Source organism: Acinetobacter sp. TW_SC_4 (assembly GCF_054861205.1).
In genome coordinates, this window is record NZ_CM142174.1 from 1,277,262 (window position 1) to 1,292,170 (window position 14,909).

A 14,909-nucleotide genomic window follows, 5' to 3' on the forward strand; every position below is an offset into this window, starting at 1 on the left:
AAAAGTTAACATATTTCAATTCAAGCCTTACAGATTTCAGTGCACATTTACTAATGCTTGTGCTAATTTAAAAATAACTAAGAAATTTTATTATAAAAGAGAGGCTGAACATGAAACGTGTCATTGCCTGCATAGACTCCTCACCATGCACGAACGCGCTTGCAGATGCGGCTGCATGGATTGCCAAACAGACCGGCCGTGAACTGGTTTTATTACAGGTTCTGGATTATTACCCGGCCAGTTATCATCTTGGGGAAATTAGCGGTGTGATTGGCTTTGAAAGCAATGCCATGTTGCTTAAAGAGCTGGCTGAGCTGGAACAGAAGCAAAGTGAAATCGCACTCAGCTATAGTAATAATCTGCTCCAGCACATTTCGGACCGTATCTTTAAAGATTATGGCATCCGCACCACGCATATTCAGGAAAAGGGCGATTTTCTGGAACAAAGCTTTCAGATTCTAAAACCTGATGATATTGCAGTCATTGGATTACTCGGTGAACGTTCTGCCGAGAAAAACAAGCCAATCGGCACTAATGTAGAAAACTTTATCCGTGGTGCTAACTGTACAGTGATGACTGTAGGGGAACACTTCAGACCACCGACACGTTTTATCTTTGCTTATGAATATTCACCAACCTGTGTGAAGATGATGAAACGTATTGCAGAAAGTGATTTATTAAGACAATTACAATGTCATCTGCTTTATATCGGGGATCATGTGGAAATCCTGAATGAGCCTCTGCAATATTTGACAGAAGCAGGACTAGAGGTCGTTCCAGAATATCGCTATGGAGAAGTAGCTGAAAATATCCTGTCTTATCAGCAGGAACATGGGATTCAGTTAATTGTCTTGGGGGCATTCAGTCACAGCAAGATCCACCAGTTCTTCTTGGGCAGTATTGCGACAACGATTTTCCGCAATTCTAAAGTGCCATTATTGGTAGCAAAGTAAAAAGAGGATAACAAAAGCGGCAGAGACGTATTTTTTGATAAATTGTTACAGCTTGAATTAAAAATAACCAGAGTTATCCTCATATATTGTGGATAACTCTGTGGTTACATTCTGTAAGATGGTGTTATTTATCAGGAATACTTTATTGGCTGATTTTTGTTCTAGTCGTTTTATTTAACAATTGCGAGTGCAAAACCATCATGGCCTTTGCTACCGACGGTCTGTAAAGCAGTACAAGACAAGATACGTGGATGATTTTCCAGCGCTTTAAACATGTCACGAATGCCTTCAATACTTGGTTTTTTATTGTCCGGATTGATGATATCACCGGCACGAATCACATTGTCCAAGAAAATGATGGTACCGGAGTGAGAAAGGTTTAAGCTTAGCTCCAGATATTCTGGATAGCTTTGCTTATCAGCATCAATAAAAATAAAGTCAAAGGCTTCAGTATCTTCAGGCAGGGCACGAAGCACATCTGCAGCCCGGCCACATTTCAGCTCAATTTTCTGTTTTAACTGTGCACGATCAATATTTTCCTGTCCCATGGCAGCATGCGTGTCACGGCCTTCAATGGTCAGAATATAACCGTCTTCAGGTAGGGCACGAGCCAGCCACATGGTGCTATATGCAGCAAAGGTTCCCAGTTCCAGTACACGTTTGCACTTATTCATTTGGATCAGCATTTGCAGCAGCATTCCCTGATTAGACGCAACAGCCAGATGATCTGGAAAACCATGTGCAGCAGTATTTTCAAGAGTCTGATTCAGGATAGGATCTTCAGGAATTAAATGTGAATCAATGTAGCGGTCAATATCTGTCCACATTTGTTGCATAGTACTCGCACCTCTATTGTGATGCGTGCATTTTAAACTTTTCCGGGCACAGCGCAATTTATTGTTCTATATTCGCTGGTTTTTTCGGCTATACAAAGCCAAAAGTTGGCTTTGTATAGGAAATGGAATGACTTAGTAATTACACATTGATGAGCGACGGCTTAAATCCTGACCCCAAGTACGATAACCTTGAGTATCAATATGGATTTGGCCAGAGGCATATAAACCGAGCCCCATATTCAGGCTTTGTCCATGTTGTAACCAGAATTGGCACAGTTTGAACTTGGTATTTTCAATTGCTGCATAATCCTGAGTCTGTGGGTACTCAGGTCCGATCCGGAAATCAATTGCCGAGTTAAACAGGTGACGTGAAGAATTGGCTCCACCGGCACACTGATTTAAAGGCAGGTCACGATAAACCGAAGTGACTTCAAAATCAGTCAGCACATTGGCTGCAACCAGATATTTAAAGACACGTAAGGTCGGCACCTGATTTGACCAGAGCTCACGGCTTGGAATCATGTATTGCGATCGACCACATTTAGCCCAATCCCGTGCAGTACGCATTAGCTCAAAGCTTGGAATAATATTCCCGACTCCTTGCTGGGCCAAAAAGTTTTCATATTCACGTACAAGAGACAGGTTATTCAGTGCCGATACCCAGTGAGTATAGACATAAGGAACCGGTTTAGGCTGTGGTTTATGATTGTACTGGACTCGTTCTTCTGGGATGTAAATCCTTTTATCTGGAGTTACCTTACCAGACTGTTTTGTGGTGGTAGCACATCCTACAAAGACAAGCGGGATTATACAAACACTCAATAACCCCTTTATTAAATGCTTCATTAATAGCAATTCGGATATTTATAAAATAGCGCTATTTTAGTCCACTTTTACGGAGAAAATCAGGATAAATTGCAATGAAATGTGTGGATGGGGTATAAAAAAAGACCATTCTATGCTGGTCTTTTTTTAAGATTTGAAAAATTATTTTTCAAGATATTGTAATTTATCAGTTTTACCATTCCACTCTTCACGGTCAGCAGGTTGCTCACCAATTTGAGTGATGTTCGGCCATTTTTGAGACAGTTCAGCATTTAGCTCGATAAAAACTTCTTGGCCTTCCGGTAACTCATCTTCAGAGAAAATTGCATTCGCAGGACATTCAGGCTCACATAACGCGCAGTCGATACACTCGTCCGGGTTAATCACAAGGAAGTTAGGACCTTCATAGAAACAGTCTACAGGGCAAACTTCAACACAGTCTTGATATTTACATTTAATACAATTTTCAGTGACAACGAAGGTCATGGCGACAGCTACCTAAAAAATATGGTTCTAATGACGAATACCGTATTTTAGGCAAAAATAGAGGGAACAAACAATTCCTTTTATTGATATTTGTTATATATAGGGCTGTTAAATTTGAAAAAACTGCGATGATTTGAGGAAAGGCTCAGGGAATGAGAATCATCATCAGCTAAGCCCTATGCAGGATAGGGCTTAGGAGTGATTTTAACTTGGCTGTTTCATGAGATCTTTAAGAGCATAAAGTTGCTGTAATGCTTCACGTGGACTCAAATTGTCGACATCAAGGTCTTCTAATAATTCAAGCGCTGCTGAAGGCTTTTCAATCTCGATGACTTTTTCAATGATTTCAGGCATCGCGAACAGATCATGCTGTGGACTTTGCGGTTTGGCCTGATGCTGCTTTTCCAGAATCTTCAAACGATGTTGAGCTTCTTTAATTACAGCCGCAGGAATACCTGCCAGTTTAGCCACCTGTAAACCATGACTCTGACTAGCTGGACCATGTTGGACTTTATGCAGCAGAATCAGGTTGCCATTTAGTTCTTTGGCTGTGACATGGTAGTTATCAATGCCTGATTCTTTATCCAGTTCGGTCAGCTCAAAATAATGTGTTGCGAACAGACATAGACATTGAATCCGTTTAGTCAGATCCAGCACACAAGCCCAAGCGAGTGATAGTCCGTCATAGGTACTGGTTCCACGACCCACTTCATCCATCAGAACCAGAGATTGACTGGTAGCATGATGCAGAATTTGCGAAGTTTCCGTCATTTCCACCATAAAGGTTGATTTGCCAGTCGACAAATCATCTGCAGAGCCAATCCGGGTAAAGATCCGGTCAATTGGACCCAGTGTTGTCGATTGCGCTGGCACATAACTACCGCAATAAGCCAGCAGGGCAATTAGGGCAGTCTGGCGCATAAAGGTGGATTTACCACCCATATTTGGACCGGTAATAATGGCCATACGGTGCTGATAATCCAGCTGGGTATCATTCGGAGTAAATGCAGCCTTGCTTAAAGCTTCCACCACTGGATGACGGCCGGCAACGATTTTCACACCAATTTCAGGGCTGAATTTTGGTCGTGCCCAATTGCGTAAACGTGCTTGATGCGCAAAGTTTGCCAACAGATCGATCTGGGCAATCGCACTGCTCATCATCTGTAGATTACCAATATCCTGACGCAGTTCATCCAGCAACATTTCGAACAGCATTTTTTCACGAGCAAGCGCACGGGATTCGCTAGACAGCACTTTATCTTCAAAAGCTTTTAGTTCAGGCGTGATATAACGCTCGGCATTTTTCAGTGTCTGACGACGGATATAATGTTCAGGTGCCTGTTCAGCTTGTGCACGTGTCAGTTCGATATAATAACCACTGACACGGTTATAGCCGATTTTCAGGGTAGGAATGCCGCTTTGCTCCCGTTCCTTAATTTCCAGATCAATCAGGAACTGTCCAGCATGATCACGGATTTTACGCAGCTCATCCAGCTCGGTATCGAAACCTTCTGCAATGACATTGCCATCACGTAGCAGTACCGGTGGATTTTCAACGATAGCGGACATCAGGCGCTGATGCAGACCATGAAAATCGCCCAGTTCTTGATTCAGCTGCTGTAATAATTTCGAATTCTGCTGACTTAACAGTGGTTGTAACGCATGGCGTAAAAATGGAATCTGTGCACAGGCCTGACGTAATTGAACCAGATCGCGTGGACGCGCACTGCCTAAAGCGATACGGCTGAGTACACGTTCAATATCACTGATTTCTTTTAAGACCAGACGGACTGGCGATTCATGGAAACCTTCAAGCAATACCTGTGTGGCATCCAGTCGCTCATCCAGAATCGCAGTATCACGAAGCGGTTGCATCAGGGTGCGGCTAAGCAGACGGCCACCCATAGCGGTCTGACAGTCATTGATCAGCTGGAACAATGAAGTGCCATGCTCAAATAAAGGCTCAATTAGCTCAAGATTACGACGGGTGACTGGATCCAGTGCAATAAAGTCTGAACTTTGTTCCAGTTGAATGGTTCGGATATGCGGTAAAGCCGTTTTCTGGGTTTCTTTGGCATAGTGAATCAATGCAGCCGCAGCAGCTTTGGCCAAGGGCAGATGATCAATTCCGAAACCTGAAAGCGTACTTACTGCAAACTGGTCACATAAGGTTTTCTGAGCATTGTTCTGGTTGAAGTCAACATTCGGACGTTTACTGATTGGAACATCTAACTGTTGTTTTAAGTGTTTTACCAGTGCTTGATCTTGCAGATTTTCATCAATCACAATTTCGCTAGGTATCAGGCGTGCCAACTCAATGGCTAACTGACTTAAGTCATAATCGATTTGCTGGACTTTAAATAAACCAGCACTCAGGTCAAGAAGTGCAATTCCGATTTGTTGCTGGTGAACACACAGAGCAACCAGGTTGGAGGTTTGATGAGCACCTAATAAGGCATCATCGGTTAAGGTTCCAGGGGTAATGATTCGGACGACACCACGTTCAACTGGGCCTTTACCAGTCACTTCACCGATCTGCTCGCAGATCACCACCGTTTCACCTTTTTTCACCAGACGAGCCAGATAGCCTTCAGCAGCATGGAAAGGTACACCGGCCATCGGAATTGGCTGGCCATTGGCTTTACCGCGATGGGTCAGGGTAATGCCTAAAATTTTGGCGGCCTTATGGGCATCTTCAAAGAACAGTTCATAGAAATCACCCATGCGATAAAACATCAATGAGTGTGGATGCTGCATTTTGACCGACATGTACTGCTGCATCATGGGCGTTAAGCTAGAGAGATCAGCCACAAGTTCTGAACTGGTCATTAAGAAAAAATCCTTTAAATATATAAAGCAAAACCTGAATCTTTTTCCGAAACACTATCCTCGGAAAACCTGGAAAATAGCCTAAGCTAAAATCCTGTAAAGACCGATTTGAATGTCAAAAATAATTGCCTTAAGTCTAACAAATTTAATTTTTAGAAAGAAATATAAATCCTCAGGAATCTGTATTTAGACGGACTTAGTCGATATAAAGCATAAAAGGGTATTGATACATGGGTTGCCCATAAAAAAAGCCACCGATTGGCAGCTTTTTTATGTCTTTCATCAAAATTTAATCAGGGTCATACAATCCTAAGTCGACCAGATGTAATCTGAGAAGGCGGCGGAGTTCCAGTACAGCCTCAGGCGTTTCCTGAACGGAATGTCCACCTTTGATAATTTTATTGGAAGCCGCACCTTCAAGATATGCACTCTGATAAGCAACGACATCATCAGTCATGATATTTTCATCATCACTATCTGTATTATTGCCAATAATCGAGTGAAATTTGAATCCCGGTGCAGGATTAATATCTTTAGTCAATGCCGTGAATTTTGATTTTTTACTAAGGTCACTCGGCCCATTTTGAATCAGGTCACGACCGACTTCATGTAGAAAATCACTTAAGCCAATTTCACCTTGGACTGTGTCGGCAAATGCGCCCAAAAAGGCACTCGGAACACGAATAATTTTACGTGCCAGTTTGGTATGCCAGCGATCTGCATAATCGGTCCCTTTATGCGGTGCTGCCAGGAAAATAGCGCGACTAAAATTCGGAACTGGCTGCATTTTCAAGCGTGCTTTAAAGAGCGGATTGTCCCGGAACTTGGTCAGCTTTGAATTTTTTACAATATTAAAAGCGGGCTCGGTAATATCTGCATCACTTACCAATAGACGGGCAATGACACCGCCCATACTGTGTCCAACCAGTACAGCTTCTTTTTTGGCTGGTGCATTATTACTAATACGCGCGAAACCTTGTTGAAGCAGCGCATTAATCTGGAAACGGCTTTCCAGAATAGGCATGTTGGTTGAGTAGAAGACCTGCCACACCTGGAAATTTTCTCTTAAGACCGGATCACCCATAATATCATTCGTTAAACGAATCCAGGCTTCCGGGCTGCTGGCCAAACCATGAATCAGCACTAAAACCTTTTTATTTGGATTATAAGGTTCCAACATAAATAGATGAGGCATGACCAGATTATCGTCACGATTGATCAGTGTCAGATAGGCTGCACGTCCCAGGTTATTTTCTGCCAGCCATAAGCCATAAGGCGCTGAAAAATTTGCAGCTAAAGTATATTCCTTATTGGCAACTTTAATCTTGTCATATTTATACGGGTCATAAAGTTTTAAATGGAAGTTGCTGTTATTTAGGATCTGTTCTACAGAGTTCGCTGATTCTGGAATGGCAGTAATTGTGGTTGCCAGATAACGTGCTGAATGAATAAAAGGATTTACGCCATTTTGATATTGGTAATTTAGTGGATCAACCAGATATTTTTTATCTTTTTTGGAAATTTTTTCTTCCGGCAAAACCACCAGAAACTCAGAGCCGAAACCGTCACGACGGGTAATCGAGTGCAAACCAGAGAAGTTCATGTTATAGGTCGACATTAACTGTTCAATCGACTGACTCTTGAGCTGGGGGAAATTGTCCAGATTAATGCTATAGACACTGTTGCCAACCTGTAGACGTTGTCCGGTTTCTTTGGTTTTATAACGTTCCGCGTAGATCTGGATTAAATGAGCAATCGCCAGGTTATAAAAGTCACGAATCTGAACTTGTCGGTTGTCGAAAATCCGGTCTTGGGGCGCACGTTCAGTCTGGAACAGATAGGCATAACTGTAGCGGATACTTTTATCCAGCATTTGTAACTGCTGTTCCTGACATTTTTGCAGGTTCTGGGTTTGCAGTTGCTGTTTTTCTTCAGATCGGGTTTTAGCCAGAGCACTGGTTTTACATTCAGCCGATTTACCCAGCTGTAGTGATTTAGCTAGATATAATTCACTCGATGTGGAAAGTAATTGCTCATCCAGAATCTGTGGAATTTCTTGTAGCTCTTTCACACATTCTTCTGGATTATTTTCACAGACTTGTGCTTCACGTCCGGTCATGGACAGGACATTCAGACTGGCCTCACTCAACTTATCGCGTGTAAGAATGCTATCGCGTTCATTATTGATGGTGACATTAATAGCCTGCTCTTTAACACTCACCACCTGACAGCCACTGAGTAAGGCTGTCATGAGTACAGTGCAAAGTAATGCTATCTTATTTATTTTCTCGTGCATAAAGACTTTGAACACTCATTTAAAATTATAAAGCTTGATAATGCTTTGTATTTTACTAATTTTTTCCCATAAAAATAGACCGCCGGAGCGGTCTATTTGTAATATTATGAATCTGAAATATAGCTTATTGTGCTGGTGTAGGCGCCGGGGTTGTTGGTGCAGGAGCGGCTGTTTGCATGACTTGCCATACGTTCCAGCGACCCTGTTTTTCAATTTCCTGAATCAGACGATCAGCGACTTCAGCTTCTTGCGGATATTTAATTTTGTAATTATTCAGAACCTGAACAGCATTCTTTTTATTCTCCATGGCAATGTAGTTATTTGCCGCAGATAAATAAGCTTCCTGAACACTCGCCTGCATTGCCTTGTCCAAATACTGAATCGCCTCACGATGACCGCCACCTTCAGACAGACCAAAGCCAAACCAGAAGTTTGCTTCAGCATCATCCTGGTTGATACGAAGAATGCGCTGTGCATAGGTCATTGACTTGGTGGTATAGATAGAACCTAAATCAAGATTACGTGCCATCACGCTAGCCTTAAATGCACGCATTAATACATCAAATGAAGCATTTGGACGTGAAGCTAGAGTATCTAGCTGTTGAGAAACTTCGCGAAGTTTTGCTTCAAAACCACGGCGTTCCTGACGGTCGCTAAAACGAGGTGGATAATGACGCGCTTTACCTTCTACCATCTGCAAGAAATCATCGATTTCGGTAATGTCGATTTCATTTTCATTGGCAAGTGCTGCATAACGCATACTGCGTGTATTGCTATCCACCATCGGGATAATTAGCTTGTTTACATCTAGGGTTAACTGTTTAGACGGATCTTTAGGATCAGTCACCACCATTTTTGTCACTGGCTGCGCAGCGGCCTTTTGCAAATGAACTTCAAATGGAGGTGGTTCGTTATAGCTAAACGGGTTTAAAGCATAAAATGGCGGAGTAATTTCAGGTTCAACAAAAACTACCTGATCAGCTGGTTTCTGTTCTTGTTTGCTTGATGTTGGTGCCATAGAGCACGCCGTCATGGTAAAAGCTAAGCAAGAAATTGCTAAGGGCTTCAAGGTCATAATATCCGTCCATTCATGTTATTTTTTAAAACATCTATTCAAAAAAATGCATGATCGTCAGTCTATGAAAAGTGCTGCGATCATGCAAGCAAATGCGTGTTACAAAAGAATTACGATTTACAGTCAGGCCTTGGACTGACTGGTTTGTGCTTCGCACTCACGACGCGCATCTTCCAGAATTTTAAGTTCTTCTTTGCTAAATGGCTGTTCATTTAACTGGTTTTTCTTGAAAGTCGGGTCAAGCAAAGACAGGCGGTTGCACAGCGTATTCATGCGTTTTTCATTTTGTTGAATACGGTCAAGTAGAACACGCATGCCTTCCAGAATCGGGTCTGTCTGATCCTGTGTAGTTGCATAAGGCTGGAAGCCAATACTTTCGGCATAATCACGACGACGTGCTTCAGCATCATCTTTTGGCTGATCTTTGGTGATAAAGCGCGCTGGGTTGCCAACCGCTGTGGTATTCGGCGGAACTGCTTTGGTAACTACAGCATTGGAACCGACCTTGGCATTTTTACCTACCGTGAATGGACCCAGGATTTTGGCACCTGCACCAACCACAACACCATCTTCCAGGGTTGGATGACGTTTGCCTTTATTCCAGGTTGTACCACCCAAGGTCACACCGTGATAAAGAGTAACATCATCACCGATTTCAGCTGTCTCACCAATCACCACACCCATACCATGGTCAATAAAGAAACGGCGGCCAATCTTGGCACCGGGATGGATTTCGATACCTGTTGCAAAACGGCTAAAAGAGGACAAAACACGCGCTGTACCTTTACAGTCTTTTTTCCATAGCTCATGTGCCATGCGATGCATAATCAGTGCATGGATGCCAGGGTAGGTGGTTAAGACTTCTAAGGTATTGCGTGCTGCAGGATCGCGCGCAAAGACAGCTTGGATATCTTCTTTGAGCTGTTTTAGCATTAGTTTTGATCCTCATCCTGTTGTGATGTATGGGAAGATTTTTTCCAGGTGCCGTTATTCAGTGCCTGAACACGAGTGAAAATACCACGAAGTAAGTGATATTCCATACGATCTAATTGTATACGTCCGAAAAGGCGACGCAAGCGTAAAGGAAGTAATCGTGGGTTTTTTGAATCCATAAATTCAATTTCTGCCAGCATTTTTTCCAGATGAGGGTAGAACTGTTCCATCTGTTCATGGGTCACCAGCGGTTCATCCCATTCCATTTCAATGCCATCAATAACTTGCATGGTGGCTTTTGGATCACGTGGGTGTTCAACCTGATCCAGTGCCGCCATACGCAGTTCATAGCAGATCACCTGAATGGCTTGAGCAACATTCAAAACACCATAGTCAGTATTCACAGGAATGGTTAAGTGATAATTCGCCATCGCCAGTTCTTCATTGGTCAGACCACGGTCTTCACGGCCAAACAGAATCGCAATTTCCTGTTTTTCTTGCACCACAGCAGAAAGTGCTTTTTCTGCCGCTGGACGGACATCTAGTAAAGGCCATGGAATAGTGCGACTACGCGCACTGGTACCAAAGACGATCTGGCAATCTTTAATGGCTTCTTCTAGCGTTTCTACGATCTCAATCTGTTCGATCAGATCGGTTGCACCTGCAGCCAGCGCATCAATATCTGGATGCGGGTAGGTTTTTGGTGCAACCAAGACCAGTTTGCACAGGCCCATGGTTTTCATGGCACGTAAGGCACTACCAATATTGGCAGGCAGGGTGGTATTAACCATGACAATACGCACATGGGAGAGATGTGCTGAAACAGCAGCATTGTCAATTTGACTCATGATGATTCCAGTTTGGATATATTAAAATGGAAGATTTATGAATACTGCAGCTGAGATTCAGCTTCATATTGTGCCAAGGCATCGTCCATGCTCATGTCAGCAGGCGGAGGCGGAACCTCAACTGGCTTAGCTTCTTCATAAGATATGGCACGTGCAGCTTTAGACTTCACCTGATACTCGATATAGAGCGCAGTCTTGCCAAAATAGTCACGCAGCTTGGCGAGAAGATCATCCAGTGGTGCAACTTTCCAGCTTAAGCCCAGATGCAGTTCAGCCGTGGCATAGCCATAATCCAGATACAGAATCACTGGAATATGCGTGCTCATATCCACATTGGTATATGGCATCAGAATTTGCTGCAAGTCACGGCTGAGGGTTTTGCTGTAATGTTCAGCTTGCAAGGTAATCTTGATGCTGTTAGCACGTTTCTGACGGATTTCATTCAGGCTAAAGGCTTTGGTCAAACGACCGAGTGGGCGATCAAAACCTTCACGCTCGTAAATTTCACCTTCAATCACCACGACTTTATCAACCTGAACGATATCTTTAAAGCGCTGGAAGCGTTCATGGTTGGTGGAGATTTCGATACGTGCCGTACCATCATCTAATGTCACCATCATCCGGTTCGGGAAGTTAGCGACATCGACTACCAGACCAGCAAACACAGTCGTTACACCACGACGGGTCGGGGTTAATTCATTGATCTGACAAGGTACGAATGCTTTTAGCTCATTACGATATACATCAATTGGGTGACCCGTTAGATATAGGCCGAGTGTATCTTTTTCACCTTTGAGACGGACTTCATCAGACCAAGGTTTCACCGGTTTGGCCGGTTTACGCTGAACTTCTTCAACTTCACCAAATAGATCCATGATCCCGGTTTCACGGTTCTGACGGGCCTGATCTGCAGCCTGTACTGCTTCAGGAAGCTGTGCCATTAAATCAGCGCGTTCAATGCCCAAGCAATCCAGTGCACCAGCACGGATCAAGGCTTCGAGCGTACGTTTATTGATTTTTTTCAGGTCGATACGGTGACAGAAGTCAAACAGGTCTTTATAAGGACCTTCTTTCTGACGTGATTCAATCACTGACTGCATTGCCGCTTCACCCACGCCTTTAATCGCACCTAAACCATACACAATAGTTTTTGGATCACTGGCATGGAACTGGTAAATCGACATATTCACCGATGGAGGCAATACTTCCAGTCCGTTATGACGGCAATCATCAATCAGGAACACCACGTTATCAGTGTTCTGCATTTCCGAGGTCATCACCGCTGACATAAATTCAGCTGGATAATGCGCTTTCAACCAAGCTGTTTGATAGGCGACAAGTGCATAGGCTGCAGCATGCGATTTGTTAAAGCCATAGCCTGCGAATTTTTCCATATAGTCGAAGATATGGTTCGCCGTTGCTTCATCGATATCTTTTTTCGCAGCACCTTCAATGAAGATCTTACGCTGCTTGACCATTTCTTCAGGTTTTTTCTTACCCATCGCACGACGAAGTAAGTCCGCACCACCCAAGCTATAGCCGGCACAGAACTGTGCCGACTGCATTACCTGTTCTTGGTATACCATGATGCCGTAAGTCGGCTCTAATACCTTTTCCAGTAATGGATGCAGGTATTCAAACTCGCCACCATGCATACGATGGATAAAGTCAGGAATCAGATCCATTGGACCCGGACGATATAACGATACGAAGGCGATAATTTCTTCGAACTTACTAGGACGTGCTTCCTTCAACATTTTTTTCATGCCGACGGATTCAAACTGGAATACCGCGGTGGTATTCGCCGTCGCGAAGATGTTATAGGCTGGCTTGTCATCCAGCGGAATATAGGAAATATTCACCGGTTCGGTCACGTCTGGGCGTGCATTGATGTGCTTGATGGCATCTTCAATAACGGTCAGGTTACGTAGACCTAAGAAGTCGAATTTCACTAGACCGGCAGCTTCGACATCATCCTTATCAAATTGAGCAACACGTGCTGTACCATCCGCATCACACATCACGGCTGAATAGTCGGTCAGTTTGGTCGGTGCAATCACTACACCACCGGCATGTTTACCGGTATTACGGGTAATGCCTTCAAGCTTGAGTGCCATTTCCCAGATTTCTGAGGCATCGTCATAATCGGGATTGGATGGATTGGTGACGATATCTTTCAGTTGAGGTTCAGCTTCCAATGATTCTTCAAGGCTTAAACCCAGAGGCTTGGTTGGAATCAGTTTAGAAATACGATCGGCTAAACCATAAGATTTACCCAAGACACGGGCTACATCTCGAATCGCACCTTTCGCTGCCATGGTACCGAAGGTGGCAATCTGCGATACCGCATCACGACCATAAGTCCGTGCCACATAGTCAATTACGCGGTCACGACCAGCGATACAGAAATCGACGTCAAAGTCGGGCATCGAAACACGTTCCGGGTTCAAGAAACGTTCGAACAGCAGGTCATAGCGCAGAGGATCAAGATCGGTAATTTTCAAACTATAGGCTACGAGGGAACCCGCACCTGAACCACGGCCCGGACCTACCGGTACGCCATTTCCTTTGGACCATTGAATGAAGTCCATGACGATCAAGAAGTATCCTGGGAAGCCCATATCCAGAATAATCTTGATCTCAAAGGCCAGACGTTCATCATAAGGCTGACGGATTATAGGCCAATCTTCTTCACGTTTTTCTGGTGGGTACAGGAAGTTCAGGCGTTCTTCTAAACCTTCTTTACATAAATGTGCGAAGTAGGTGTCAATAGTATGGCCTTCAGGAATTGGATAATCTGGTAGATCGTTGAAACCTAAACGTAGGGTGACATTACAACGTTTTGCGATATGGAAGGTGTTTTCAATCGCGGTTGGAATATCGCTAAACAGTTCCGCCATTTCTGTTGAGCTTTTAAAATATTGCTCAGGGCTATAGGTTTTAGGACGGCGATTATCACCAAGCACATAACCATCTGCGATACAGACACGCGCTTCATGTGCTTCAAAGTCTTCGCGTGCAATAAAATGCACATCATTATGTGCAACTACACCAATATTATATTTCTTTGCGAGCTTTACCGCTTCTTCAATGAAAGTATCTTCATTAGCACGGCCAGTGCGGGTGAGGGCGAGATAAACACGATTTCCAAATTTCTCTACCCACTCTTGCAGTAGCGGTTCAGCTTTATCGGGATTTGAAGTAATCAGCATTTTGCCGACATCGGACTGTATACCGAGCAATACGATCATGTCATCGTGCTGATTCAAGATCCAATCTTTTTGTACGCAAGGAATATCCAGTTGCTGGCCGCTGATATAACCTTCAGACACCAGTTCGGTCAGGTTGCGCCAGCCTTTGTTGGTCATGGAAAGCAGGGTAACCCGATGCTCAGCATCATTCAGACGAATTTCAGAGCCAAGAATCGGTTTGATGCCTTTATCCAAACATTTTTTATAGAATTTAACAGCAGCATGTAGATTGGATAAATCAGTCAGCGCGAGTGCTGGCATCTCGTCATTCGCAGCAGCTTTGACCAAGTCAGGTATACGTACGATGGATTCAGTAATCGAAAATTCTGTATGAATACCAAGATGAACAAAGTGCATAAATGAGTCCCTGCAAAAACCACTCGATAGTTTAGCACGGGATTTATTGTTTCAGTTTGAAATTGAGGGGAAATGCTGAACTTTTAGATTGTGAATTAGAATTGACTTAAAGTCATGTTTATAATTTTATCGGAATAGAACTACGCACCCAAATTGAATTTGTAGTAGGCGACATGGATGTCGCCTTTGGCTTGTGATACAGGGAAGTATTATCAAGCCA

Annotated in this window: 10 protein-coding genes; 1 reads left to right on the forward strand and 9 read right to left on the reverse strand. The window is 43.5% G+C overall.

Going from position 1 to position 14,909, the window contains the following annotated elements:
* Positions 1-110: 110 nt before the first annotated feature.
* Positions 111-953, forward strand: coding sequence for a universal stress protein (locus ACWM1W_RS06060; RefSeq protein ID WP_034703837.1), 843 nt, complete (start codon positions 111-113; stop codon positions 951-953).
* A 170-nt stretch (positions 954-1,123) separates the two neighbouring features.
* Here the strand turns inward: ACWM1W_RS06060 and ACWM1W_RS06065 are convergent, their stop codons facing one another.
* From ACWM1W_RS06065 to dnaE, 9 genes are all read right to left on the reverse strand, one after another.
* Positions 1,124-1,789: an O-methyltransferase gene (locus ACWM1W_RS06065; RefSeq protein ID WP_175967406.1), complete on the reverse strand. Its 666-nt coding sequence runs from the start codon at positions 1,787-1,789 to the stop codon at positions 1,124-1,126.
* Between the two features lie 132 nt (positions 1,790-1,921).
* Entirely contained in the window at positions 1,922-2,635 is a 714-nt protein-coding gene (locus tag ACWM1W_RS06070) for a peptidase M15 (RefSeq protein ID WP_461603311.1), read from the reverse strand.
* Positions 2,636-2,776: 141 nt separating this feature from the next.
* A complete protein-coding gene (fdxA, locus tag ACWM1W_RS06075) occupies positions 2,777-3,100 on the reverse strand; it encodes a ferredoxin FdxA (protein ID WP_004786212.1) in 324 nt (107 codons plus the stop codon).
* Between the two features lie 204 nt (positions 3,101-3,304).
* Positions 3,305-5,929: a DNA mismatch repair protein MutS gene (gene mutS / locus ACWM1W_RS06080; protein WP_214001331.1), complete on the reverse strand. Its 2,625-nt coding sequence runs from the start codon at positions 5,927-5,929 to the stop codon at positions 3,305-3,307.
* A 289-nt stretch (positions 5,930-6,218) separates the two neighbouring features.
* Positions 6,219-8,225, reverse strand: coding sequence for an esterase/lipase family protein (locus ACWM1W_RS06085; protein ID WP_261634883.1), 2,007 nt, complete (start codon positions 8,223-8,225; stop codon positions 6,219-6,221).
* Between the two features lie 124 nt (positions 8,226-8,349).
* The gene (locus tag ACWM1W_RS06090) at positions 8,350-9,300 is read right to left on the reverse strand and encodes an ABUW_2363 family tetratricopeptide repeat lipoprotein (protein ID WP_214001329.1); all 951 of its coding nucleotides are present in this window, start codon (positions 9,298-9,300) and stop codon (positions 8,350-8,352) included.
* 123 nt (positions 9,301-9,423) lie between these two features.
* On the reverse strand, positions 9,424-10,233 hold the full coding sequence (gene cysE / locus ACWM1W_RS06095) for a serine O-acetyltransferase (protein ID WP_214001328.1): 810 nt from the start codon (positions 10,231-10,233) through the stop codon (positions 9,424-9,426).
* Positions 10,233-11,081, reverse strand: coding sequence for an RNA methyltransferase (locus ACWM1W_RS06100; RefSeq protein WP_214001327.1), 849 nt, complete (start codon positions 11,079-11,081; stop codon positions 10,233-10,235). The genes cysE and ACWM1W_RS06100 overlap by 1 nt, the downstream gene beginning before the upstream one ends.
* 35 nt (positions 11,082-11,116) lie before the next feature.
* Positions 11,117-14,689, reverse strand: coding sequence for a DNA polymerase III subunit alpha (gene dnaE / locus ACWM1W_RS06105; RefSeq protein WP_214001326.1), 3,573 nt, complete (start codon positions 14,687-14,689; stop codon positions 11,117-11,119).
* Between the last annotated feature and the right edge of the window lie 220 nt (positions 14,690-14,909).